The sequence below is a fragment of the Streptomyces sp. NPDC002958 genome (assembly GCF_055563255.1).
Window position 1 is genome coordinate 1 of the sequence record NZ_JBVHDS010000025.1, and the last position, 24,920, is coordinate 24,920.

Sequence of the window (24,920 nt, forward strand, 5' to 3'; positions counted from 1 at the left end):
CCGGAGCGGGCAGAGGGCGCCCAGGATCCGTGTGTGACGACAGAGTACTGGTCGTGGGAGGCGGCCACGAGAGCGCTGGCCAGTGCGGCGAGGGGCGGCCGATGATCCGGTAGGGACCGACCCGCTTCGGGTCACCAGTGCGGGCAGGCTGTACCCGCACGTCTATGCGAGCATGCTCACAGGGTGTCCGTTCCTCTTCTGCAATGGAGCGCCATGAGACTGGACATGCACCCGTGAATGGACTACCCCAGCCTAAGAACGGGATGCTATCGGCACTCCGCCGGAAAGAGTGGGGTAGTCCGCAGCTTCGTTGTCGTCTGGACATATCACGGAGTGGCCTGGCGGCAGAGCATGTGACATGCGAGTGGGGACCAGTTGGGGACCACACGGTAGGGGCCGGTCTCGCCGCCACTCCACCGCCGGACGCGACGGCCGTCGCGACAGCGTCCCGCCCCCGCGCGGACACGTCGAGCTGAGCATCCCCGTCCCGCCGCTCCGGGGCGAGGTGTGTGCCCCTCGCCCGACCACCATCGGATCGTCCCACCCGCCCGTGCAGGCCGACGAGCCCGACCCCGGCTCGGCCTGTCCTTCCCCTCGATGGCTCCCTTGCCCCTTACGCTGGGACATATCAGCTCAAAACATTTCACGTGCGCGCGAAGAGGCGCGATGCCCTACGGGAGGCATGATGAGCCAGCAGCCGGTCCTCCTGCCCTACACCGACCCGACCTTTGTGGCGGACCCCTTTCCGCTCTACCGACAACTGCGCGACGACGGCCCGGTGCGGCGCGCCGTCATCGCCGGAGGCATGGAAGCCTGGCTGGTCACCCGGTACGAAGACGGCCTCATGGCACTGTCCCACCCGCAGCTGAGCAGCGACATCCGCGATGCGTCGGATCCCCGGCTCATCGAGCGGCTGCCCGCCACCGACCGCGAGTCCATGGTGCGCAACATGCTCCGTTCCGATCCACCCGACCACACCCGCCTGCGCCGCCTGGTCTCCAAGGCGTTCACCGCGCACAGGGTGGCGAAGCTGCGGCCGCGCGTACAGGAGATCGCAGACCGACTGCTCGACGCAATCGTGCCGACCGGTCGCGCCGACCTCGTCGAGAGTTACGCGCTGCCGCTCCCGGTCACAGTGATCAGCGAACTGCTCGGGGTGCCCGTGACCGACCGGCGCGACTTCCAGCAGTGGACCGACGACATGATCCTCCAGGGGGCGGAGCCACCGGACCGGGCCCGGGTGGACGAGGCGTGGCGGCGGATGCGCTCGTACCTGACCGGGCTCCTGGAGGCCAAACGAGCCCGGCCCGGGGACGACCTGCTCAGCGCGCTGATCACCGCTCGGGACGAGGAGCAGCGGCTCGACGAGGACGAGTTGATCGCCATGGCCTTTCTGCTGCTGGCGGCCGGATACGTCACCACGGTCAATCTGATCGGCAGTGGCATTGCCGCACTGCTCGCCCACCCCGACCAGCTCCGGATGCTGCGGGACGATCCGGCGCTGCTGCCTGGCGCGATCGAGGAATTCCTGCGCTACGACGGACCGGTCAACCCCGGCATCGCCCGGTTCGCGCGCGAGGACGTCACGATCGCAGGGGTGAACATCCCGCGCGGTGCGACCGTCCTGATCGCCTCCGCCATCGCAGACCGGGACCCGGAGCACTTCCCCGAACCCGACCGCCTGGACATCGCCCGTCAGGACAACGACCACCTCGCGTTCGGGCACGGCATCCACTACTGCCTGGGCGCCCCGTTGGCCCGGCTCGAGGGCCAGATCGCCATCGGCACCGCCCTGCGCCGGCTCCCCGGCCTCACCTTGGCCGTGCCCCCCGACGAACTGCGGTGGCGGCCGGGCGGATTGCGCGGCCCCGAACACCTGCCGGTCACCTTCACCCCCGGCGCCCGGGACTGACCGTGCGCACCGTGCACGCCGCGCACAGCGATCGGGCGAGCCGGAACCCGAGGTGTTACGGTCGTCCGCTGACCGTGCCGGGGCCGCGGGAGCTCGACGGCGGAGAGCGGGTTCCGGCACAGTGATCATGCAGAGCCCGAAGTCCGGGTCGTCAGATGGTCAGCCGCAGCGACGTCGCCGAGATGCCGAGCCGCGCTGTCTGACCCCATGTCAGTTCCAGGGCGTCCGTCTCCATTCCGTCGCCGAAGACCACCACCCGGTCGGACTCGACGGTGAGCCGCAGCCCTTGTCCGCGCCCCAGTTCGCCCGCCACCAGTGAGGTGCGGGTCGCGGGTGAGGGCCAAGCCTCGCGGACGAACCAGAGGAGCCGCGGCTCGGGGGGCGCCGGGAGTCGCAGGGCGCTGTGGCGTTCCTGCCAAAGCGAGCGGAGCCAGCCCGTGGCGCCTGTGCCCGTGCCGACCAGTACGCCCGACGAGGCCTGCGGTTCGGTGGGGGCGTCGGGCGCGTCGGGGCCGAGCCGGTAGCGGGCGGTCTGGTGGCCGGGCGGGCCGAGACCTCGCGTGCGGCTTCGGCCTCGGCCCGGGCCAGCCGCACCTTGCGTGCCGCCTCGGCCTCGGCGCACACCCCGTTCCCCGTCGGCCGCGGCGTTCTCCTCGGCCTCGCGGCGGGTGTTGGTGCCGCGCTGTTCGACCAACTGCTCCTCGCGGCGGGCCAGTTCGATCTGGCTGGCCAGCTCGTTCTCGGCGATGGTCCGCTCCCGTTCCACGGCGACGGCGCGGCGCTCGTAGGTGGCCCGGTCGGCCTCCTGCTGAATCTGCTCGCGGGCGGGGGTGCGCAGGGCGCGCTCCACCTCGGCCTCGGGGCGGATGGCGACCACCCGCACCGCGACGACGTCGATACCGGTGGCGGGCAGCCGGGGTTCGGCGGCGAGCCCCGCTGCGACTCGGTCGCGTACCGCTGCGACACCGTCGACCAGCGCCTCGGCCAGCGCCGTCCGGGCCAGTACGTCCAGGGTGTGCTGCTGGGCGGTCTCGGTGAGCAACGTGGCGATCTGCTCCAGCGGCGCGCCGCGCCAGACCCTGGTGTCCGGATCGACCGAGAAGTCCAGGCGGGCGGCGGCCTCGGCCGGGTCGCTGATCCGGTACGTCACGGTGGCCTGCACGGTGACGTCCTGGAAGTCGGACGTACGGGCATGGAAGGCCATCGCCAACTCCCGGTCGTTGACCGGAATTTCAGAGAGTGCGGCAGTCAGTGACCGGTACCAGAAGCTCAGTCCCGTTCCGTCGTGGGCGAGTCGGCCGCGCTTGTGGTGGCGGATGTGGGCAGTGGGCGCGGAGCGCAGGTGGCGCCAGCCGAAGCGCCTGGTGATGTCGGCCATGTCGGAATCCCCCTTGTTCTCGTCATGAGGACGATAAGGGGAATCGGTTGATATCGTCAAGGAGACGAGAATGGTCGCCGGTTCGCCGGTCGCCGCCGCCCTGTTCGCCTTGAGCGGCGAGGAATCTGGCCGGCACCTCGCCTCCGCCGTGTACCGCCAGATCGGCGCCGTTGACGTACGGGGCCAGGCCACCCGCCAGGTACAGGCAGGCGTGTGCCACATCGTTCGGCGCGGCCATCCGTCGCATGGGAATCACTCCGGCCACCGCGGCGCCGCCGTCCTCCCCGTACACCGATGCCGCGCTCTCGGTGCGGACCAATCCGGTCGTGATGTGGTTGACGCGAACCCTCGGTGCCCACTCGAGAGCCAGCGCCCGAGTCAGTCCCAGGAGCCCGGCCTTGGCCGCCGTGTAGGCGGCCGCGCCCGGCTGCGGGGTGTGCGCGCAGACACTGCCGATATTGATGACCGAGCCTCCCTCGCTCTGGCTCCGCATGACCCGGTTGGCGGCCTGCGCCACATAGAACGGGGCCAGCAGATTGAGCGCGACGACCTTCTCGACGAACCGCGGTGACACGGTGGCCGCGTCGGCGTCGGGGGAGCCGCCCGCGTTGTTGACGAGCACATCCAGCCGTCCGAACCGTTCCACCGCGGTGTCGACCAGCGCGGCGGCGGCCGCCGGGTCGCGGACGTCGGTTGAGCGGAAGTGGGCCTGCCGGGCGCCACTCTTCGGCAATTCCGGCGGTTCGCCGCGCCCGCAGACCAGTACATCCGCACCGGCGGAGAGAAAGGCCTCGGCGATCGCGGCGCCGATGCCCTTCGTGCCACCGGTGACGATCACTGCCCGTCCCGTGAAATCGATGGGATCGCCGATGTTCATGGTCCGCCTCTGCTGTAGCCGAAGTGTGCTGTCCGGTTCGATAAAGCTACCAATCGTTTGTTTGGTGGAACAGTCGCCGCTTCGGCCGGGCGGGATGGGTGAGTGGGGGCGCAACACGGGCGGCCGGTGGCCCCCGCGGGGGGTCACCGGCCGCCCGGATGGTACGCCGCCCCCGTCCCCACGGTGCGGCGTGAGCGGGCCCTCGTCATCCGCTCGGACGACGGCCCACATCTGTCGGGACTAGGGCGCGGACGCGCCCAGTCCAAGTGCGGGAAAGACGGCGCTCTCCAGGAAGCGGGTGAGATATGCCCCATCCGCGTACTTCCCCTCCAGCAGCGGCCGGGCACGCATCACACCCAGCAGCTGCACGGAGACGAACTCCGCCGCGGGAGTCTCCGCCGGAATCTCGCCGCGCTCCGCGCTGCGCCGGACCATCGCCGCGATCGCCGCGATCTCCGGCACGATCAGTGCCTCGCGTAGTGCGCACAGCAGTTCGGGGCTCTGTAGCGCGGCATGGCTGAACGCGTGCATCAACGGCGTGTCGCGGCCTGAGTCCGCCCCGATGGCCCGGGCGGCCTCGCGCAGATCTCCTGCCAGTGTGCCGGTGTCGATGTCCGAAAGCAGCATCCGCCGGGTGCCGTGCAGCGCCGCCACGACCAGTTCGGGCTTGGAACCCCACTGCCGGTAGAGCGTGGACTTGCCGCAGCGCGTCCGCGAGGCGACCCCCTCCATGGTGAGGGCCTCGTAACCGGATTCTCTCAGCATGTCGAGCACGGCCGCGTAGATCTCCTGCGCCCGCGTCGGCGTGATCTTCGAGCGGCGTGGCGTGTGTGCCGGTTCCTGCGGAGGCATGCGATTGCCTCTCGGCGATTCTGCGACGAGGTCCATCGATACGCCAGTGTACCGAAACGCATGTGTACCGATACGTTCGCGTATCGGTACGGCATGGGCCGCACCATGCCGCCGTAACACTGCTTCGTCAGCGAAGGGGCACCGGGTGAGGAATGCCGGTAGCGAGCCCGCAGATCAGGAGCCGGACAGTTCTGCCCGACCGATCAGTCAGGTCCAGGCCCTGCTCGGCCGCGGCGGTACGGGGCGTGATTCTGCTCAGACGCGCACACGCGGGGACCCCGACCATCGCCGACCAGGCCATGGCGGAGCCGATACCAGGGGCCGGATCACCGTCGCGGGTCGTGATCGGGAGCCGGGCGCCGACGGACCGGCCGACGCTGCGACCGGAACTGGGCCGGACCCCGGTGGGCGGACCGTGACAAGAGGAAGCGACGTCTGCCGCCGGGGGGGCATGTCGCGAGGACGTGACGCTTGCCCGCCGAACTGCCACGCTGGAGAACAACCCACCCGCCGACCCGTCACCCGCAAGCCGGCCCGCTGGACGCCACGCCGTCAGCCGCCGGACGGACTCGGATCCTCGTCCCGGGCCAGTGCCCGTGTCAGCCAACCGATCCAGAAGTTCTCCAGATCGATGCCGCCACGCAGAACCAGATGCCGCAGCCGGTCCTCGTCGGAGTTCTGCTCGGGCGGGAAGTCCCGCTCCTCGATCTCCAGATACTCCGCCAGCTGTCGACGGTGCAGCCCCAGATGGCGGCGCAGTTCCGCATCCAGGCCGGGTGCCCCGACGACCGCCGCCGCCCGCATCCGCAGCAGCAGCGGATCCCGGATCTGCTTGGGATCCTCGGAACGGGCCACCCATGCGGACAGCGCCTCCCGGCCCGCGGGCAGCACCTTGTACTCCTTCTTCTGCCCGCGGGCGGGCTGCTCCGACGGCAGCGCCCGGATCTGCCCGGCCTGCTCCAGCTTCCCCAGCTCGCGGTAGATCTGCTGGTGCGTCGCGGACCAGAAGTAGCCGATCGACCGGTCGAACCTGCGGGTCAGCTCCAACCCCGACGACGGCTTCTCGAGCAGGGCGGTGAGGATCGCATGCGGGAGTGACATGGGGTGCATCCTAAGGACGGTCGGGTCATGGCCCCATGACGGAGGGGCCGGGCCGGTCGGAATCCCTCGGGCCAAGGGTTTTCGCATCCGTCACAACGAAGCCGCGAGCTCCGTGCCCTGGCGGATCGCGCGCTTGGCGTCCAGTTCGGCGGCCACATCGGCGCCGCCGATCAGATGCGCCGGACGGCCCGCGGCGATCAGCTCCTCGTACAGCTCGCGACGCGGCTCCTGGCCCGCACAGAGCACCACCGTGTCGACCGGCCGGAGATGCTGCTCTCCGTCGACCGTCAGGTGCAGTCCTTCGTCGTCGATCCGGTCGTAGGCGGCGCCTGCGATCATCGTGACGCCGCGGTGCCGCAGTTCGGTGCGGTGGATCCACCCGGTCGTCTTCCCCAGCCCCGCACCGACCTTGCTGGTCTTGCGCTGGATCAGATGGACGGTGCGTGGCGTCTTCGCACGCTCCGGGGCGCGGAGACCGCCCCGGTCGCGGTAGCCGGTGTCCACGCCCCACTGCCGGAAGAACGCCTCGGGGTCGAGGCTTGCCGCATCGCCCGAATCGGTCAGGAACTCGGCGACATCGAAACCGATCCCGCCCGCCCCGATGATCGCGACCCGGTCACCGACCTGCGCGCCGTCGCGCAGGACATCGAGGTAGCTGACCACGCTGGGGTGATCCAGACCCGGTATCGCGGGGGAGCGGGGCGTGACACCGGTGGCGAGGACGACCTCGTCGAAGCTGTCGAGCGCATCGGCCGTGGCCCGCGTACCGAGCCGCAGCTCGACCTTCTCCTCCGAGAGCCGTGTGCGGAAGTAGCGCAGCGTCTCGTTGAACTCCTCCTTGCCGGGAACCCGGCGCGCCACATTCAGCTGGCCGCCGATCTCCTCGGCCGCGTCGAAGAGTGTCACCTCGTGCCCGCGCTCGGACGCCGAGACGGCGCACGCGAGACCGGCGGGCCCGGCGCCGACGACCGCCACCCGCTTGACGGTTCGGGTCGGTGACAGGGTGAGTTCGGTCTCGTGGCAGGCACGCGGATTGACCAGGCAGGAGGTGACTCGGCCGCTGAAGACGTGATCCAGGCAGGCCTGGTTGCACCCGATGCAGGTATTGATCGCATCGGCGCGGCCTTCGGCCGCCTTGACGACGAAGTCCGGGTCGGCGAGGAACGGCCGGGCCATCGACACCATGTCCGCCCGACCCGAGGCGAGGATCTCCTCGGCGACCTCGGGAGTGTTGATGCGGTTACTCGTCACCAGGGGTACGGAGACGGCACCGCGCACCCTCTCGGTGACCCACGTGTAGGCACCGCGCGGCACGGATGTGGCGATGGTCGGGATGCGCGCCTCGTGCCACCCGATCCCCGTGTTGATGATCGTCGCGCCGGCCGACTCGATCTCGCGCGCGAGCTGCACGACTTCCTCCAGTGAGGAACCGCCGGGCACCAGATCCAGCATCGAGAGCCGGTAGATCAGGATGAAATCGTTGCCGACCCGTTCGCGGACCCGGCGCACGACCTCGACGGGGAACCGGATGCGGTTCTCGTACGCGCCGCCCCAGCGGTCGGTGCGGTGATTGGTGGCGGCGGTGATGAACTCGTTGATCAGATAGCCCTCGGAGCCCATGATCTCGACACCGTCGTACCCGGCACGCTGCGCGAGCTCCGCGGCCCTGGCGAAGTCCTCGATGGTCTGCTCGACCTCGTCGTCCGTGAGGGCGTGCGGAGTGAAGGCGCTGATCGGTGCCTGTATCGCGCTCGGCGCAACCAGGTCGGGATGGTGCGCGTACCGGCCGAAATGGAGGATCTGCATGGCGATACGGCCGCCCGCCTCATGCACGGCGGCGGTGACGCGCGCATGCTGCTCCGCCTCCGCCTCGGTGGTCATCTTGGCGCCACCCGGCAACGAACAGGCCCGGGCGTTCGGGGCGATCCCACCCGTGACCATCAGGCCGACACCGCCCCGGGCGCGTTCCGCGTAGAAGGCGGCCATCCGCTCGAAGCCGCGCTCGACCTCCTCCAGACCGATATGCATCGACCCCATCAGCACCCGGTTGGGAAGAGTGGTGAACCCGAGGTCGAGCGGGCTCAGCAGATTCGGGTACGGGTTCATGCGGCGGCTCCTCACGCAGTGTCGTTGCGCCAGTTGTAGACCACCGAAATGCCATTGTGCAACAAGTTGCATAATGGCGTTCGTTGCAGAGCCGTGAAAGCGATCGTCCCTCGGATGGCGTAACACCAGGACACGTCGGCGCCCCACACCACGGAAAGTGGAACCGCGGCACCCACCCGTCACGGAATGTGGAACCGCGGCACCCCCCCGCCACGGCACGGGCGGCGCCTGCGAGCCCACCCACCCCCGAACCCTTGCGGAGACCCTCATGGCCTGCCTCGACCGGCGTGACCTCGGCCTGCTCGTCCTGCGTGTCGGCACCGGCGCGGTCCTGGCTGCGCACGGCACCCAGAAGCTGGCCGGCTGGTTCGGCGGCGCAGGCATCGAAGGAACCACCGCCGCGATGGAGGCCATGGGCTTCCACCCGCCGAAGCACAGCGCGGTCGCCGCCGGGCTCGGCGAGGCGGGCGGCGGCGTACTGCTGGCTCTCGGTCTCGCGACCGGTGCGGCCGGTGCGGCCGCGGCCGGGGCGATGGCGGGCGCCGTGGCCGTCCACGCACCCGCCGGGTTCTTCGCACAGGGCGGCGGCTACGAGTACCCGGCCTTCCTCGGCTTCACCGCCGCGGCGATCGGCCTGATCGGACCCGGCCGGTACTCCGTCAACCATGCCACTCGGCATGTCTTCAACCAGCCATGGATGGTCGCCCTCGCCTTCGCGGGCAGCGCGGTCGCAGCGGCAGCCGTCGTCGGCAAGCGCTCCAAGGGCCGGGTCGCGGTCGACCCCGACGCGACCTGACCACCCGGCAGGACAGGGACCGGACGGCACCCCAGGGAGGGAGCCGCCCGGTCCCGGCCGCGGGCTACCCACGGAACATCAGGGACGCGGCCGGGGAGGCGTTCCCGTACACGTCGACGGCGACGACCACCGTGCTACGCACCACTGTCTGTGGTCCGGTAGGTGGGCCCTTGCCGTCGCCGTTGTCGTTGCGCACGTCGCCCTTGGACAGGATCGCGTCCGGTTCGGGATGCATAACCGGTCCGAACCAGAGACGTCAGGTGCCGTGCGCCAGGTTGTGGTGCGGCCCGGCTGACTTCCCGGTGAAGCGATCACGAAGGTCTGGTTGGGGTCGCGTGCGTGTCGTGTCGCCCCGCGGCGGTCGGCTCCCGCGTCAAGACTCCGCTCAGAGCAGGTCCTCGATGGTGATGGGCATTTTGCGTACGCGTCGGCCCGTGGCGTGGTGGATCGCGTTGGCGATGGCTGCGGCAGCGCCGACCTGGCCGACTTCGCCGACCCCCTTGACGCCGAGCGGGTTGACGATCTTGTCTTCGACCTCGATGAGTTCCACGTCGATCTCCGGGGCGTCGGCGTTGACCGGGATCAGGTAGTCGCCCAGGCTGGAGGCGACCCAGCGGCCGCGGCGCGGGTCCATGTAGTTCGCTTCGAGGAGCGCCTGGCCGAGACCCCAGATCATGCCGCCGATCAGTTGGCTGCGGGCCGTCTTGGGGTTGAGTACCCGTCCGGGGGCGAAGGCGCCGACCATCCGACGGACCCGGACCACGCCGAGATCGGCGTCGACGGCGACCTCCGCGAACTGGTCCCGGGGTTCGATCTCCATGGACCGTTCGACGCCGTTGACCGTCAGCGTGACCTTCTCCGGGCCGGGCCCGCGTTCCGGCAGAACGGAAGCGGCGGCCTCCACGGCGGGCGGTTGCCTTACGGACACGAAATTACCTCCCAAAGGTGGGGTTCATCGTGTCGCGAGCGAAAGCGGACTGCCACTTGGTGCACCCGCTCGGGCACCGTACGCAGCGGGAAGTGTGAGTGGGTCTGAGGGCCTGGACGATCGCGTCGGCACTGTCGGGCTACTGGCCGGCGAACTGATCGGCAATGCCATCCGGCAGACCGACCGGCCGCGCCACCTACGGCAGCGCGGGTGTACGCGCGCCACGTGACCAACGTGCAGGCCGGGCGCGGTCAGGCCGATGCGAGGCGTGCGAGCCACTCGCGGAGCAGGGTGACCTCACTCGCCGTGAGGGATTCGTGCCCGGGGCCAGCACGGCGTCGAGAGCAATTGCGTGGGAGGCGGGGGTGGTGTCGCGGTCGGTGGGTGCGGGATCTGTGGTGAGGGCGGCCGGCACCGTGTCCCGAGTGCGGTCGGGCAGGGCCATGTCGCGGGCGTCGGCGGGGCGGTGATGAGGGCGAGGGCGACGCCGGCACTGGTGGCCTGGATCATCTCGGCGGCAGCCTCGACAGGTACATGCAGGCGACCGGCCCGGGCCGCGCGTTCAAGCGTGCCGAGCAGCATCCGCGTCGGGGACCGGGTGACCGCCACCGATCCGGAACGTCGGATCACCACCGCCCAGCGGTGACCAACGTCATCACCACCGAGGACGACAAGGACTTCACGAGGCTCACCGTCACCACCGATCAAGGGCCCGCCGCCATCACGGCGACCGACAGCCACCCGCTCTGGCTGGTCGATCAGGACACTGGGCCGACGTGGGCAGCATCCGGCCGGGAGCGGAGCTCCGTACCGGGCTTGCCGAGGTCCGGCGGAGCGGACGCCGGTGGAGGCCGAGCTCGCGGCAGCGCGCAATCGCCGGCCGCCGCGGCGGCCAGGGTGGCGACGGGCCGTCAGTCTCGGAAGCGTGCTTCGAGGGTCTCGACGAGACCATCGATCACGCCGTCGGGTGACGGGCTGTAGTGCGGCACGGCCCATCGCGTGATCCTGGCGTCGATGAGCGTGGGCCGGCCGGAGGCCAGCGCCGTGCGGAACGCCTCCTCGAATTCCTCGAGTGTCTCCACCTGGTAGCCGTCCGCGCCGCATGCACGAGCATACGAAGCGAAGTCCGGATTCTGGAACTCGACAAGGGCGGACTCGGCGTACGTGACGATCTGGAAGAGTTTGATCAGCTTGAATTCCCCGTCGTTGAAGATGACCCAGATGACGGGGATCTCGTGCTCGACGGCGGTCATCAGCTCGAAACCGGACAGCGAATAGCATCCGTCGCCACAGCCGACGACAACGGTCCGGTCCGGGTGGGCGACCTTCAGGCCGATGGCTCCGTTGACGTGTCCGGCCATCGGCCCGAAGGAGCCGGCTTTGCGGAAGTTCTGCCCCTGTTCAAGCTCCACGTAATACCCGAGCCACGCCAGGTGGGCGCCCGCGTCCGCGAGCAGAACACCCCGTGGCGGCAGCATTCGCCCGATCGACTGCGCGAGTTCTCCGGGGTGGATCTCTCCCGTCAGGTGGATGATCTTCCGGGCCTCGTAGTCCCGGCCGTCGACCTCGACCGCCGGTACTTCGCCGACCATCCGCTCCAGCGCGTCGGCCAGGGCAGCCACTGCGGGACGCGCGTCGGACACGAGGGTGTAGTCGGGCCGATAGGCCTTGCAGAACTCGCCCTCGGAGATGTTCACATGGATGAGCAGCTTGTTCTCGAACAGGTCCTCGCGGTAATTGAACGTGGCGTGCTGATTGAGGGAATTGCCGATGCACAGGACGACGTCGGCCCGGCGGAAGGCCTTCCACGCACTGGAGTGGCCGCTGTCAGCGAAGACCCCGACCGCGAGCGGGTGTCCCTCGGACACGATGCCCTTGCCGTCCAGGGTGGTGAGCAGGGGGATCTGGAACCGCTCGATCAGCCGCTCGACCTCCGGTCCCGCCCCGCTCCGTACCGCACCGAAGCCGACGAGCGCCACGATTCGCTTCCCCCGTGCCAGGGCGTCCGCCAGTACGGCAGCGATCTCCACCACCCGTGCCGGGTCCGGCAGGACGGGCTTTACGTCGAGCATCAGCGGCCGGAAGTTCGTGACCTCGACGCCGCGGTGGGTCAGGTCCTCGGGCACGTGGATGTGCACGGGCCCGGGCCTTCCCTCGAATGCGATGTTGACCGCTTCCTCAAGGACATCGCATGTGTCGGCGATGTCGGTGAGCAGGAAGGACTTCTTGGTCGTGGCCGCGAACATGGCCTGGGAGTCGGGCGTGCGGTTGACTCCCGAAGTCTCATTGAGCGAGCCCCATCCGCGCCATTTCATGCTTGCGTACCCCGAGACGGCCAGGACCGGATAGGAGTCGGACATGGCCACGGCCAGCCCCGAGAACAGATTGAACGCGCCCGGCCCGGCCGTCGCGAAGCAGAAGCCCAGCCGGTTGGTGTACATGGCATAGCCGCACGCCATGAAGGAAGCGGCCTGCTCGTGTCGCGTGATGACCGGCCGGATCTGGCGCGAATGCTTCAGCGCCAGCATCAGACCGGCCGCGTTCTCCCCGGCACCGCCGAAGGCTGCTCGTACCCCGATGCCTTCCAGCCCCTTGACGATGGCCTCGTAGACTCTCATCGGGTCTCCCTCATCCGTCCCAGCGCGAGGGGTGCCGACGGTGAGCTTCGGTCAGGCCGCCCTGGAAGAACCGGTCGTAGTATTCGGATTCGACGTGGTGCGCCTGCAGCCAGATGCCGGGTACATGGATGGCGTCGGTGTGTGCCGGAAACCGCCCGTGGGTCTCGTGGATGTACACGCAGATGTCCCGCGCGCATTCGATCACTTGCCGGTTGTACTCACTGGCTTCGGCGAGGTAACGCTGCGCGTAGTCGTCCTTGTAGATGCGGGTGAACAAATCCTTGTCCGCATAGATGCCCTTCTTCCCGAACTTGGAGCGGACGACGGAGTCGACGGCGTCCTGCATCGACGGGTAGTTGGGTGGGCAAGCGCTTTTGATGAGGTGTTCACCGCCGGCCCGCAGCCCCACTGGGTGGGCGCGCAGGTCAGCGTATTTCGGCAGCGGCACCTGCCAGCGCAGGATGTCGGCAGGGCGGAACTTCGGTGTGACGAAGTCGAAGCCCAGCATGCGGCCGTAGGTCCGCGAGAACTTCGGGTCGCCCAGCATGATCTGGGGGCTGACCGTCGCGTGGATCCAGGCACCGAGTCCCATGGCGTCCGCGACCAGCATCATGTTCTGCAGCAGCAGGTCGGCTTCGACCTGGGTACGCATCGGCCCCAGAGAACCGAGCGGCAGCTTGATGGCGGAGTTGAGGAAGCCGTTCCGCACCCATTTCCGCACCCCGGCCGGGCGGTAGAAGTTACGGTCGTCGACGAGCGTGGGCCGGGCTCCCTCGGGCTGGGTGAGCAGATACATCAGCGCGTTGATGTACTGATGGGAGAGATCGACCACCGGCAGGAAGAGCGTGGTGCCCGGGAGATTGGACAGGAACCGGTTGGAGTCGAGGTACGCCGGGAAGTCGCGCACCTTGTCGGCGACGTCCAGGCGGCGGTCCAGTACCCGCACCTTCGACTGGCGTGCACGTTCGATCAGGGTGTCTGGATCGAAGGCATGGTCCAGGGAAGGAGGCAGCTTCCTCAGGTAGTACGTGCCACTGTCGTTGATCATGAAGAAGTGGGTGGCCTGCGCGTTGTCGGGACTGCCCGCGGTCCGCCCCGTCATGTTCAGGTTCGGCTTGGCCATGATGGGTTTGTGATCGCGCGGGTCTTCGAAGGGCCGGTCGGGCATGGTGAGTCCCGAGGAGCCGGTGAGGGCGATGAGCACCGCCTCCTCGAGCTCGCCCAGCGGCTCCGGCCGGTGCGCGGATCGATAGCTCATCGACCCGGCCGGCACGGACGCGCCCCTGCTGACGCGGTGGGTGCGCCGCTTGAAGACCGTCTCCCACAGCGGACGGGAAAGAAGGTCTTCCAGGCCGGGGTGGCCTGCATTGTCGGGTGCGGACATGGTCTTCTCCCGCTCAGCCGCGGCGGGAGCCGCTGGTGTTCCGGACGGGATGGACCGGGCGCCAAGGCGCGAACGCGCTGGCCGCGCGGGACAGGATGCCCGCCAGCTCGGGGCAGTGCCGCAGGATGACGCTCGTCATACCGTTGCGTTCGATCCAGTCCATGCCGAGGGGCGTGTAGACCTCTGGCCGGAAGTCGACTGTGAGGAAACGGTCGCTCTGCAACCGTCTGCTGGCCATCAGGATGAAGACGCGGAAGGCGGTGTCGCTGAAGCCGAAGCCTGCGGGCGGATTCTCGGCGAAGAGCCCCACCATGGTGTCGATGTCGTCCACTGAGTGGTACACGTCGCGAAGCCGTGCGACCGTCTCCGGATCGGAGGAGAGGTCCTCGAACCGCCGAATCCGCGGTTTGTGCAGGCCGGCGCGGAAGTCGTTGTAGCGCGGGACGCCGCGGCGTCGGGTGCGCACCAGGTCGACCACGGAGAGATCGATCACTTCCCCGTCCCGCTTGAACGCCTGCAGGGTTCGCGGGAAGTTGTGCAAGGTGATCGCCCCTGGCTGGGCGATGCCCAGCGAGTACAGGGTGTTCACCAGACCGGTCTTACGGATGAGTGGCTCTGCGGCGGCGCCTTGGATGTCGGTGAAGCCCAGGGTGTCGAGCCGGCGGCCGAATCGGTGGTCGATGAGCTCGTAGTCGTCGGGGATCAAAGGGTGCATCCGGTAGACGGTGACGAACTCCTCCGTGAGGGAGTACGGGGCCCCGTGGTGGTCGGGCAGGCTCTTGGGGATGCCCTGCTGCCCGTTCGCCTCCAGCAGCCAGACGCCCAACTGGTCGAGCCAGTTCTTCGGCGGCCCCTGCCAGTTGGTCTTCATACCGATATCGAGCGTCTTGGTGGCGAGGATCGCGGGAGTCCACTCGACTGTGTGGATCTTCGCGATCAGGGCGGAGATGACCAGCCGCGCCGTGTGGTACACCCGATCCTCGTCCATGCGCGGATATTCGTGCCGCAGGGCTTCGCACACCGCGTTGTGCTCACGGGCGAACAGGGTGTGCATAGCGCTGAGGCCGAGCCACCAGTTGTCGGTGAATCCGCTGAGCGGGATGCCGTTCGTGCCGTTCGGCAGGTGCCCCTCCTCCAGTCGGAGCCCAGCGCCGCCATCGGGCTCACGAAGCGACATCGCAACGGACCGGTCGCCGCCGTAGAGCTCCGAACCGTCCCACCAGTGCGAGACGCCGCTGGCGAACAGGATCGGCGGCTGCCCGCTGCCAGGTGGATTCACCGCCTCGTCCTCGCCGAAGCGCATCACCTTCTCCTGCGGTCCGCCCGGGGTGTTCTGCCAGGTGTCGCCGGGCGGCAGTGGCACCTCGACGCTCTTGGTGCCGACGGGAAACCTCTTGTGGTTGACCCAGTCGTGCACCTGGAACTGGATCCACGCGGCGGCGATGATGTTCAGCGATGTCGCGGGGATGAACACGTCACGCTGGAGCAGTTGCCTGCTGACGGTCACCGGATTGGGCGTGTCGAACTGGTCCGGGCGGTGAACGGGGGGCATGGTGCGGCCGAATGTCGCGCCGACAGCGCCCATCCGCGGCGCCGACAGATCGTTGTATGTGCCGTCGTAACTGCGCCTGACCAGCAGCTCCTCGTCGAACGGGGCCTCCACCGGCCGGGCCTCGGGCGGAGCCTCATGGACTTCGGTGTCGATGAGGTTGTGTCGGCGCAATGTCTGCCGGAAGGCCATGAGGTTGAGCAGTCCGAGGGGGGTGGGCAGCCGGTGCCATGGGACGAAGCGGTTCACGGTGCGGAAGGCGGCCCGAAGCGGTGCCCCGAGCAGAGCATTGCGCCGTGGCTCGACGGTCAGGAAGCGGTGGCCCAGGCGGTGAGCGCTGCTTGCCTCGTAAGCGAGCTTGCGGGCACGGTTGAGGTTGCCCAGGGGCCGGAAGCTCTCCGTGGTGTGCCACGGGTTGAACGCCAGCAGGTCGACCCGCGACGCGGAGGCGCGCGCATCGGCGGTGTGGATGTCCTGGCGCGGGATGGTCAGCGTGGCCACCGGCAGGATGGGCGCGTCCTCCTCCCTCCACTCGGCCGCACCGTCCTCGATGGAGGTGCGCTGGGCGTCCACGTAGAGCTGCACGCAGAGCTCGAAGACGACATCCGTCTGACGCAGCCGCTGTGAAATCTCATGCCTCAGGTGATCGGGGTCGGTGCGGGGCGTTGCCGGGGCCGGTGAGGCGCCTGCGGCGGGCCGCAGCTGATAGCGCACCGGTCCGGAGTCGCCCCACAGGATGGCGCCGCGGCTCCAATACGTCTCCAGCGCCATGCTGGACACCGTGCGCCGGGTTCCCGCGGCGACGTTGCGCCGCATGCGGACAGCCGTGGACCAGCCGACTGCCAGGGGCAGCTTGACGAACAGGGCGTACCCTTTGCCGAGCCGCGAGTCGGCACCCGCCATGGCCTGCGCGAAGGCGACGAACTCGCGTGCGTTGCGGGCATGGGAGACCGGGAAACTCGTCATCAGCAGATCGTGGGTCTCCTCGGGCCCCACCTCGACGCGCAGTGCCGCCCCGCGCAGATCGGGTGCGAAGTCGGGCTGACGGACGCCGCTCGCATTGGACAGCCGTACGGTGACCGGGTACTCGGCTCCGGGCCTGGCGAAACCCGTCCGCAGGGCCTCGGGAAGGTCGTCGTGGAACCTCAGACGGCCGTTCTCCACGCCTAGGACCGCCTTGGCGTGCAAGGTCCGTTCGAGAGCGGGGGAGCCGCTTCGCTTCTTCGCCTTGAGCTGCACCCGCAGGAGGTCACCTGCGAGTCGCTCGAAGACCAGCCGTTCGGCCTCCGGGCTGCCGCCGACGTAGCGCTCGTACTGCTCGACCTTGTGCATGCGTGCCTCTTCGCGAAGGGGGCTTCTCTGCACTTCGCGACCCTGCCTCACCTCCGGGGCGCTGTCGCGCGGAGTGAGGCAGACGGGTACCGAGGTTGATTCCTCGGAGTGGGCCTTGGGCGTCCAGCCCGAAGGAGGGGCGATGACCACGCCCGCCACCCCCACCAGCCGTACACCCTCTCGCTGCCGGTCAACCAACTCCTCAAGGGACCAGTCTTCCGAGTGAAGCAGGACGGGCAGCGGGCCATGGTCTACCTGCCCGGTGACGGGACGGTGCTCCTGCGGTCCCGGTCCGGGGCGGACATCACCACCGCATACCCGGAACTCACGGTGACCTCGAACGCCCACCGGCCCTCGATGTCCGCGGGCGGCAGGCTGCCCGGCGTGGCGAGCATCGGAGCGATCTGCGGCAAACCCACCATCATGACCATCCCGCTCCGCGCCCGCTCAGGACGCGCTGCGCTTCCTCCCGGCCGCGGTCTTCTTCGTGGTGGCCTTCTTCGCCGTGCGCTTCATCCCGGCCGCGGTCTTCTTCGCGGTGGTCTTCCTGGCCGGGGCGGCCTTCTTCTTGGCCGTGGTCTTCTTGCGTGGCTGCATCGTGCGCACGGTGGCGTCCTGGCCGTGCTCGCCGCGCGATTCCCTGGCCGCCTTGACGGAGGCGTTCAGAGCGGCCATCAGGTCGACGACCTTCCCGGCCTCCCGTTCCTCGTCCTCGGCCGGCTCCGGGAGCTCGGTGCCCTGCGACTTCGCCTCGATCAGCTTCTCCAGGGCGTCGCGGTACTGGTCCCGGAAGCCGGAGATGTCGTCGAGGGACATGGTGTCGGTGAGCTGGACGGCACGCTCGATCTCGTCGTCGTCCAGGTCGACGATCTTGGGAGCGAGGGACTCGGGGCTGCGGATCTCGTCGGGCCACCGCATCGCGTGCAGCACGATCGCGTCGTCGCGCACCTGGAGCAGCCCGAGGCGTTCACGGTTGTGCCAGGCGAATTTGGCGACGGCGACCTTGTCGGACCGCTCCAGCGCCTTGCGGAGCAGGGTGTACGGCTTCGCCGCGACCTGCCCGTCAATCGCGAGGTAGTAGCTGTCGCTGATCCGGATCGGGTCGATGCTGTTGGCGTCGACGAACGCGCAGATCTCGATGGCCTTTGCGGTGGGCAGTGGCATCTCGTCGAGCTCTTCATCGGTGACCGGGACGAGTTCGTCCTTGGTGACCTCGTACCCTCTTCCGATCTCCTCCTGTGGCACGACCTCGTCCTCGATCGAGCAGACCTTGCGCGTGCGGACCCTGCCCATGTCCTCCAGGTGGACCTGGTGGAAGTGGATCGCGTGGTCTTCGGTGGCGCTGACGACCTTGATCGGGATCGTGACCAGGCCAAAAGAAGTGAGCCGCCTGCTGCACCTCGATCTTGGGAGGATTGGCGTGCTCGAGGATCGTCTGCAGCAACTCGATCACGCCGGACCGACTGGTGACCGAGTCGGTCACCGCGAGATCCCACAGAAACGGAACCGCCTCGACGGTCGCGTCGAAGACGGCCGGCTCACCGAGCCACAGACCAAGATCACTCAACGCTGAAGCGCTGGTCCGGGCATCACCCCACGCGACGCGTGACAGTCGACCCGGAACCTCTACCGCTGATCCGTACGCATGCGTCAACTCATGCCACCGGACGCGGCTCATGCCCTTGAGGATCGTCCCCACCACGCACTCCAGTCCTGCTGCCTGTCCTGTGACGCCAAGCGCCCCCATTTCACCTCACGGACCATGTTGACCGCGAGCCTGGCCCGGCACGCCGAAGAGGTCTTCCCAGAACTCGCCAACATTTCAGTCACCACCGATGCGCGGATGCTTTCCGCACTCGGCAACAAGCGTTCCTCGTTCTCACCTACGTAGCCATCGGTGATCCGGCGATGACCGTGCAGTGCTCGCAGGAGCACAATTCCCTGTCAAGTCTGTTTGGGTGCTTGGTTGCTGGCGTTCGGCACGGCCCAGTCGATGCGGCAGCACCTACAGGCGCTCAGCATCACCCCGACCGCCTATCTCCGAACGTTCCTGGCTGGGGGCGACGGGATCGGAAGCGGCGGGACGGGAAGCGGCGGAGCCGAGAGTCACGGCGGTGTCGGATCCCGTCACTGAACGGCCAGCCCGGCGTACCTCGCCCCACCAGCCGACCCCCGTCAGCACCAGGGTGAGGCCGACTCCGGCCAGGATGGCCGTGGAGGGTGCCACCACCTTGAGGAGGGCGCCGGCGAGCGACCCTGTCGCCGCGTAACCCGCACCCGCCGCCGCGTACATCACCGAGTAACCCGCGGCCAGAGCGCCCGGCGGAAGTGCCTCGCGCAGGGACAGGTTGCGGGTGAGCATCGCGCACGACTGGAGCGTGCCCGCCACGACCAGCGCGGCGGCGATCCCGGCCGGGTGAGGCGTCAGCGCAGCGAGGGCCACGCAGGCCGATGTCCCGGCCATCAGCACCACGCTGCGGGTGCGCAGCCGCCCAGGCCAGGACCGAAGACCGTGGACGAAGGCGCCGAGCCCCCCGCCCACCGCCATCCCGGTCAGCAGCGGACCGGACCAGCCGACGCCGACGCCGCGCTGTTCGAGAAGAGCTGGCAGCACGAGTTCAGCCAGACCGAGCAGGGCCAGACTGGCCGCGCCCATGACGTACACCGGCCAGGCGCCGGTCAGGAGTCGCAGCAGCGACGCGCCTGTCCGGTCCTCGCCGCCCGTGTCGTCCGCGCCCCAGCCGGCCGGAAGCAGCCACAGGCCCGCGACCGACGACGCCATCAGGGCGGCACCGAGAAACAGCGGGACGGGCGATGCGACACCGAGGGCCAGGCCGGCAACCGCGGCCGGGGAGACGGCCCAGATGCCAGCCGTCAATACCGACTCGACGGACAGCGCCTGCGTTGTCGCACGCTTCGGTACAAGCACAGTGAGCAGCGTGCGCAGGCCACCGGTGGCAGCGGCCGGGGCGGCACCGGCGAGACACGCAAACCCGGCGAGGACCGCCGGATGCGCGTCGGGAAACACCCCGAGGCCCGCGAAGGCGACGGCTCCGACCGCGAGCCCGACGGCCAGGTGAACACGGGCGCGGTCGGGGCGCAGGTGCATCCCGAGGACGGGGGCGCCGACGATCTCGCCGATGACGTAGGCCGCCGCGAGGATCGCGCCCAGGGAGTAGCCGCCGGAGCGTTCGCGCACCAGGAAGACCAGGGCCAACGGGGCCATGGCCACCGGCAGGCGGGCGCCGACGGTGGTGCAGGACCAGATCAGGACCTGCTTCGAGGCGACGTCGCGGTAGCTCACGGGACGACGCTAGAGGCCGGCACCGACAACGCCCAAGGGGATTTCCGGCGCCTGTAGATATGTCGTGAGCACCCGAGAACTCCTGCCCCCTTCAAAAGTCAGTCCCCCGAGCCCCCGCCCCGCCTCCGCATCCCCGCCGCCTTCTCGAAGTCCTCGACCAGGTACGTATCCGTCACCAACTCAACAACCAAGATCGGCCGTTAAATTGACACACTTCACCTTGGGGGGCGCCTCCGGCCCGGAAGCCGAGGTGGTCCGTTGCGGCCCGGCGGTTCAGCCGGCCTCGCCGGGGCACTGCGGCTGGGCAGGCCGGGCCGACTGCGGCGCCGGTGCGTTCGTCTTGCGTACCGGCTGGAAGAAGTGGGTCAGCGCCCAGGTGCCCACGCGGTTGCCAGCCCGGCAGCCGACGATGTCCGCCGTACGGGAATGGATGCCTCCCCACACGCGGGCATTGATCACGTCCCTGTTGATGTCGTCAGCGGACTCGTAGAGCCGGGTGGTGCCGGTGGTCTCGGAAGGGACGTAGAGGTCGGGACGCGAGGTGCCGAGGACGCCGGTCACGGCGCGCATCACTGCTGCGGCGACGGTCGTGTGGCCGGCGACGTAGTCGGGATGGGGCGGCGTGGCGAGCAGTGGCTCCCAGGCAGGGTCCGCCGTTGTCGCGGGGTTGCCGTCGGTGTCGGCCAGGCGGATGCCGCTGATCGGCCTCCAGAAGGCGTAGTGCAGCTTCGCGTCCCATGCGGTGATGACGGCGTCGGTCGCCGACGCGTTCGCCGCGGCGAACAGCCGCGCCGTGGTGGCGGCGCCGAGCCCGTGCCGGGCGGCGTAGTCCCGCAAGGCCGTCTGGACCTGCACCACCAGGTTGCCGCTGAAGAAGAGGGCGGTCTCGGTCTGCTGCGGGGTTCTGCCCGAGCTGGTCTTCGACCCCATGGTCTTCAGCTCGTTGACGTCGTGGGCGTACCGGGCCGAGGAGAGCGCAGGCGGCCTGCCGGGGCGGAACTGTTGCGGGGAGGTGAGCAGCAGCGGGCGGAGCTTGGCGAGCCAGGTGTCGATGAAGGGCTGATGGGCGGGCGGGGTGGGCCGCCAGACCCCGGGAGCGGGCGACGCGGTGAAGGGTACGTCCGCGAACCGGCCGTCTCCCTCGCGGAGTTCGACGATGTGGGCGGCGGCGCGCTTCCCGAAGGCGACACCCTGGTCCTTCGCAGGGCCCTCGGGAATCCCGGAGAGGGAGTCGGCGTAGGCGGCGTCGAGCCCGCTCTTGAAGGCGGGGAAGTAGGTGAGCAGCACGTCGTGAGCCGCCGTTGCGGCAGCCGCCGCGGAGGATGCGGTGGCGGGGCCGCGTTCCCGCCACTCGTACGGGGCGTAGCCACCCTCGATGCCGACCACGGCGTTGTAGACGGCGACGGAGACGAACCCGTGCCAGACGGCGCCCTGCCCGGAAGGACGGGCGCCCAGGCTGGCGCGGATCGTCTCGGTGGCGATGGCGTTCCAGTCGCGAACCACGGCTGCCGGGTTCGAAGCAGCTGCTCGGCGGGGATCGGCGGCGCTCGGACCGGTCATGGCCGTGAGCCCGACGAGGGCGAGCATCGCGACGGCGCCGATGACGTCCCGGATACGTGAACGCGGAGTAGGAGGAGGTGGAACAGGGTGGTTCTGCCGCACAGCGCACTCCCTTGGGTTGGTTCAACCGGATTAGCAGCGGCCGGGAGCACGATCAAGATCAATCGCCGTGACCGGGGCGTAGTAAGCCGAAGGAGGCAGGCTGCGTAGTCAAGTTGATGGCTAGTACTCCAGTGCGGTTTCGTGATCATCCAGCGGGCTCGTCGGCGGGTCGTCGTCGGTAGTGGCTGTGACGGGCTGTCGCCTGGTGGCGTCTGCGCCAGATTGACCAGTGCAGCAGCCTGGCAGCGGTCACGGCCGGTGGGCCGAAGACGGTGGTAAGCAGGTGGCGGATCTCCGGGACGGTCAAGGAGATCGGATGGCTGCTGTGAGCTGGGCGGTACGGATCGGTGGGCCGTTTCGGTGCCGCGTCGGCGGCGAGGGCGGTCAGGAAGGCCAGGGCGAGCATGGCGAGCGTGATGTGCCGGTGCCATGAGGTCCAGTTGCGGACCTGGTAGTGGTCGAGTCCGACCTGGCTCTTCGCAGCCTGGAAGCACTCCTCGACGCTCCAGCGGACGCCGGTGACGCGGACGAGTTCCGTGAGAGTGACCGTGGTGGGTGACCAGCACAGGTAGAAGGCGAGTTCCCCGGTGGTGCGGTTGCGGCGGATCAGCAGGTGGCGGTGGTCGTCGGTGCCGAGTTCCGGCTTGTTGGCCTCTACGACTGGGCCGCAGCCCGCCTGCCGGCCGTGTGGGAGTTCGACGGCGACGAACCCACCCGGCAACGCTGGTTACTGGCCCGCCGCAGCATCGCCAGGCCCGACGAGATCGCCTACTGCCTCGCCAGCGCACCTCTGGAAGCGACCGTCGCCGACCTCGCACGCATCGCCGGCTGACGCTGGAAGGTCGAGGAATGCATCCAGAGCGCGAAGAACGAATGCGGCCTGGACCAGTACGAAGTCCGCCGCTACGTGGGCTGGTACCGGCACATCACACTCGCCATGCTCGCGCACGCTTTCCTCGCCGTCCTGGCCAGCCAGGAAAGGAAAAAGGGGAAACCGAGCGGGACACACCCGACCTCGTGGACCTCACACCGGCCGAGATTCGACGTCTGCTGGCAGTTGGACCCCGCCGCCGTGCTCCGGACCGTGACCACACGATGAGGTGGTCCCACTGGCGTCGCCGCCACCAAGCACGCGCCCGCCGCTGCCACTACAAGCAGCGCGGCCACACCTTCGCGGGACCACCCGGCAAAGACCGCCACACCCCCGCTCCAGCCCGCTACACTCCCCACACCCAAGCCGTTGACCAGCACGAATGAAGAAGTCCGGCTGGAGTACTAGGGCGCAGTAGAAGGGGCTTGGGTCAGCTGATTTATGGCGGTGCGCGGCCCGACTCCCGGTCGACCGCCTTCGTTCCTGACTGCCGCCCAGACCGCCGGAGTGACGGTGATCACTGACGACCCTTGGGAGGTGCCGCTTAGGCTTGTGCCGTCGTCGCGGTGGGGTCCGGGAGCGCGGGCTAAGCCCTCCTACAGTTGCTTGACGACGCGTCAGAAAAGTCAGCAACTGGTCAGCGTGAGTCCTGAAAAACTTGGGGAACGCTGCCCGAACATGCGACTCGTTGTAGGGTAGGGAAACCGCACTTGACCTGCAAAAATGCAGGCAGGGAGCCTAGATCCAGGAGCACCTCGATGATGCGTACAATGTTCAAGTCCAAGATCCATCGGGCCACCGTGACGCAGGCCGACCTGCACTACGTCGGTTCCGTCACCATCGATGCCGAGCTGATGGAAGCAGCGGACCTGTTGCCCGGCGAGCTGGTGCACATCGTCGACATCGACAACGGCGCCCGTCTGGAAACGTACGTCATCGAGGGCGAACGCGGCTCCGGTGTCATCGGCATCAACGGTGCCGCCGCCCACCTCGTCCACCCAGGTGACCTGGTCATCCTGATCAGCTACGCACAGGTCGACGACGCAGAGGCTCGCGCCCTGACCCCGCGTATCGTGCACGTCGACGCGGACAACCGGATCGTCGCGCTCGGCGCCGACGCCTCGGCGCCCGTACCCGGCACCGCCACCGAGCGGAGCCCGCATGCCGTGCCTGCGGCGCGCTGAACCGGCTCGACCGCCGGGGGCAATCGTCATGGCAGAACAGGCCGACCGGATCGAGCTCGGCGTCTCCGTGCTCTCCAGCCCCCGGCCGGGCCTCGCCGCCGCGCGCTGACTCTGCCATGCGGGTTCCGGACGCGGACAGATCATACGGAACCCGTACGCACGGACCCACCAGGCGCGGGCAGCCGCTCCGGGAGACGGTGGAAGGAGATCCACCCGAACCGTTCGGAGGCCTCCGATGACCCATCCGTACCCCGACCCCGTGCCACCGGCGCCCACCCCCGGACCGATGCCCGGGCCTCCGTCGCCGCTGCCGGAGCCGCCGCCGCCTCCGCCGCCCGGCCCCGTCCCGCCCGGCCCGGCGCCGGACCCGATTCCGCAGCCGCCTCCGCCGCCCCCAGAACCGCAGCCGTCACCCCAGCGGGCCGGATGACCGCTGCCAGGTGCGCTTCGCGGGTTCGGTGGTCCTGGGCGGCGCGTCTCAGGCCCCGGCCAGGACGACGTTCGCCCGCGCGGTGACCTCGGTGAGTACGCGGCCTGCCGCGGCCAGGTCCTCGGTCGGCAGGCCCGCGTACAGCCGGGCCGAGATATCGGCGATGCCGGCCCTGTTCGCATGCTGCCGGTCACGACCTGCGGCCGTGAGGCCGACATCGGGTGTGTCGCCCGGGACCTCCCCCAGGAGCCCGGCGGCGGTCAGTTCGGCCGGCGCCGCTTCGGCGACCTGTGCGTCGATCTTCAGCTTGCTGGTCATGCGGTCGACGAGTCGGCCGCGCTCGGTCGCCTCGCCGTTGTCCGCGATGACGTCCAGTGCCACCGACTGGTGGAACGTGGTTCCGGTGGCGGCCGGCAGCCGTTCGAGAACGGCCCGTGTGGCGTAATGGGCCAGGCACGCGAGGCGACGAGGATTGCGCCATGCCTTCCTGCGCCGCCGTACGGATCTGGAGCTGCTGGTAGATCTCGGTCGCCTCGGCGAGGGAGGCGTCCGCCTCCGTGGTGCGGCCCGCGGTGATGAGCGTGCGGGCGACGCTCCGGTGCAGTCCTGCGACCAGCTCCGGATCGGACACCACGC

Annotated in this window: 18 protein-coding genes and 6 pseudogenes; 7 read left to right on the forward strand and 17 right to left on the reverse strand. The window is 69.1% G+C overall.

Annotated elements, in window-relative coordinates; genetic code table 11:
* Positions 1–685 precede the first annotated feature (685 nt).
* The gene (locus tag ACZ3IC_RS28455; protein WP_467420701.1) at positions 686–1,912 is read left to right on the forward strand and encodes a cytochrome P450 family protein; all 1,227 of its coding nucleotides are present in this window, start codon (positions 686–688) and stop codon (positions 1,910–1,912) included.
* Positions 1,913–2,063: 151 nt separating this feature from the next.
* Here ACZ3IC_RS28455 and ACZ3IC_RS28460 read toward each other — a convergent pair.
* The 6 genes and pseudogenes from ACZ3IC_RS28460 to ACZ3IC_RS28485 all read right to left on the reverse strand — a co-directional run.
* A pseudogene (locus tag ACZ3IC_RS28460) lies at positions 2,064–2,465 on the reverse strand (hypothetical protein); the annotation flags it as partial.
* Positions 2,450–3,290, reverse strand: a pseudogene (locus ACZ3IC_RS28465) (SPFH domain-containing protein); the annotation flags it as partial. The pseudogenes ACZ3IC_RS28465 and ACZ3IC_RS28460, both read right to left, overlap by 16 nt.
* Positions 3,291–3,312: 22 nt before the next feature.
* Entirely contained in the window at positions 3,313–4,167 is an 855-nt protein-coding gene (locus ACZ3IC_RS28470; protein ID WP_467420704.1) for an SDR family oxidoreductase, read from the reverse strand.
* 240 nt (positions 4,168–4,407) lie between these two features.
* Complete coding sequence (locus ACZ3IC_RS28475; protein ID WP_467420707.1) at positions 4,408–5,019, reverse strand: TetR/AcrR family transcriptional regulator; 612 nt, start codon at positions 5,017–5,019, stop codon at positions 4,408–4,410.
* A 552-nt stretch (positions 5,020–5,571) separates the two neighbouring features.
* The gene (locus ACZ3IC_RS28480; RefSeq protein WP_467420709.1) at positions 5,572–6,120 is read right to left on the reverse strand and encodes a PadR family transcriptional regulator; all 549 of its coding nucleotides are present in this window, start codon (positions 6,118–6,120) and stop codon (positions 5,572–5,574) included.
* Positions 6,121–6,210: 90 nt separating this feature from the next.
* Positions 6,211–8,226 carry an FAD-dependent oxidoreductase gene (locus ACZ3IC_RS28485; RefSeq protein WP_467420711.1) on the reverse strand — a complete coding sequence of 672 codons (2,016 nt, stop codon included), beginning with the start codon at positions 8,224–8,226 and terminating at the stop codon, positions 6,211–6,213.
* A gap of 268 nt (positions 8,227–8,494) precedes the next feature.
* Between ACZ3IC_RS28485 and ACZ3IC_RS28490 the strand changes: the two genes are divergently transcribed.
* Entirely contained in the window at positions 8,495–9,022 is a 528-nt protein-coding gene (locus ACZ3IC_RS28490; protein WP_467420713.1) for a DoxX family protein, read from the forward strand.
* 64 nt (positions 9,023–9,086) lie between these two features.
* Here the strand turns inward: ACZ3IC_RS28490 and ACZ3IC_RS28495 are convergent, their stop codons facing one another.
* The 5 genes from ACZ3IC_RS28495 to ACZ3IC_RS28515 all read right to left on the reverse strand — a co-directional run bounded on the left by ACZ3IC_RS28495 (position 9,087) and on the right by ACZ3IC_RS28515 (position 16,833).
* Positions 9,087–9,257: a hypothetical protein gene (locus tag ACZ3IC_RS28495; protein WP_467420715.1), complete on the reverse strand. Its 171-nt coding sequence runs from the start codon at positions 9,255–9,257 to the stop codon at positions 9,087–9,089.
* A gap of 150 nt (positions 9,258–9,407) precedes the next feature.
* On the reverse strand, positions 9,408–9,950 hold the full coding sequence (locus tag ACZ3IC_RS28500) for a molybdopterin cofactor-binding domain-containing protein (protein ID WP_467420717.1): 543 nt from the start codon (positions 9,948–9,950) through the stop codon (positions 9,408–9,410).
* A 911-nt stretch (positions 9,951–10,861) separates the two neighbouring features.
* Positions 10,862–12,568 (reverse strand): thiamine pyrophosphate-binding protein, encoded by a 1,707-nt coding sequence (locus ACZ3IC_RS28505; RefSeq protein ID WP_467420719.1) that lies wholly within the window; start codon positions 12,566–12,568, stop codon positions 10,862–10,864.
* 10 nt (positions 12,569–12,578) lie between these two features.
* Complete coding sequence (locus tag ACZ3IC_RS28510) at positions 12,579–13,952, reverse strand: hypothetical protein (protein ID WP_467420721.1); 1,374 nt, start codon at positions 13,950–13,952, stop codon at positions 12,579–12,581.
* Between the two features lie 13 nt (positions 13,953–13,965).
* Positions 13,966–16,833, reverse strand: a complete 2,868-nt coding sequence (locus ACZ3IC_RS28515) for a peroxidase family protein (RefSeq protein ID WP_467420724.1) — start codon at positions 16,831–16,833, stop codon at positions 13,966–13,968.
* 183 nt (positions 16,834–17,016) lie between these two features.
* Between ACZ3IC_RS28515 and ACZ3IC_RS28520 the strand changes: the two are divergent.
* Positions 17,017–17,163: pseudogene (locus ACZ3IC_RS28520) on the forward strand (ATP-dependent DNA ligase); the annotation flags it as partial.
* A 117-nt stretch (positions 17,164–17,280) separates the two neighbouring features.
* On the opposite strand, the gene ku reads toward ACZ3IC_RS28520, so the two are convergent.
* Entirely contained in the window at positions 17,281–18,249 is a 969-nt protein-coding gene (gene ku, locus ACZ3IC_RS28525; protein ID WP_467420832.1) for a non-homologous end joining protein Ku, read from the reverse strand.
* On the opposite strand from ku, the gene ACZ3IC_RS28530 reads away from it, so the two are divergent.
* Together ACZ3IC_RS28530 and ACZ3IC_RS28535 are read left to right on the forward strand one after the other, a co-directional pair.
* Positions 18,170–18,406, forward strand: coding sequence for a hypothetical protein (locus ACZ3IC_RS28530; protein WP_467420726.1), 237 nt, complete (start codon positions 18,170–18,172; stop codon positions 18,404–18,406). The two genes, ku and ACZ3IC_RS28530, sit on opposite strands and share 80 nt — an antisense overlap.
* Positions 18,407–18,595: 189 nt before the next feature.
* Positions 18,596–18,724 (forward strand): hypothetical protein, encoded by a 129-nt coding sequence (locus ACZ3IC_RS28535; RefSeq protein ID WP_467420729.1) that lies wholly within the window; start codon positions 18,596–18,598, stop codon positions 18,722–18,724.
* Between the two features lie 114 nt (positions 18,725–18,838).
* Here ACZ3IC_RS28535 and ACZ3IC_RS28540 read toward each other — a convergent pair whose 3' ends face one another.
* The 3 genes and pseudogenes from ACZ3IC_RS28540 to ACZ3IC_RS28550 form a co-directional block, all read right to left on the reverse strand.
* The gene (locus ACZ3IC_RS28540) at positions 18,839–20,137 is read right to left on the reverse strand and encodes an MFS transporter (RefSeq protein WP_467420731.1); all 1,299 of its coding nucleotides are present in this window, start codon (positions 20,135–20,137) and stop codon (positions 18,839–18,841) included.
* 273 nt (positions 20,138–20,410) lie between these two features.
* A complete protein-coding gene (locus tag ACZ3IC_RS28545) occupies positions 20,411–21,799 on the reverse strand; it encodes a vanadium-dependent haloperoxidase (RefSeq protein WP_467420733.1) in 1,389 nt (462 codons plus the stop codon).
* A 145-nt stretch (positions 21,800–21,944) separates the two neighbouring features.
* Positions 21,945–22,436: pseudogene (locus ACZ3IC_RS28550) on the reverse strand (IS701 family transposase); the annotation flags it as partial.
* A 15-nt stretch (positions 22,437–22,451) separates the two neighbouring features.
* Between ACZ3IC_RS28550 and ACZ3IC_RS28555 the strand changes: the two are divergent.
* Both ACZ3IC_RS28555 and panD read left to right on the forward strand, forming a co-directional pair.
* Positions 22,452–22,898, forward strand: a pseudogene (locus ACZ3IC_RS28555) (IS701 family transposase); the annotation flags it as partial.
* A gap of 530 nt (positions 22,899–23,428) precedes the next feature.
* The gene (gene panD, locus ACZ3IC_RS28560; protein WP_467420735.1) at positions 23,429–23,854 is read left to right on the forward strand and encodes an aspartate 1-decarboxylase; all 426 of its coding nucleotides are present in this window, start codon (positions 23,429–23,431) and stop codon (positions 23,852–23,854) included.
* A 478-nt stretch (positions 23,855–24,332) separates the two neighbouring features.
* Here panD and ACZ3IC_RS28565 read toward each other — a convergent pair whose 3' ends face one another.
* Together ACZ3IC_RS28565 and ACZ3IC_RS28570 are read right to left on the reverse strand one after the other, a co-directional pair.
* Complete coding sequence (locus ACZ3IC_RS28565) at positions 24,333–24,665, reverse strand: hypothetical protein (RefSeq protein ID WP_467420834.1); 333 nt, start codon at positions 24,663–24,665, stop codon at positions 24,333–24,335.
* Between the two features lie 115 nt (positions 24,666–24,780).
* Positions 24,781–24,915, reverse strand: a pseudogene (locus ACZ3IC_RS28570) (transcriptional regulator); the annotation flags it as partial.
* Between the last annotated feature and the right edge of the window lie 5 nt (positions 24,916–24,920).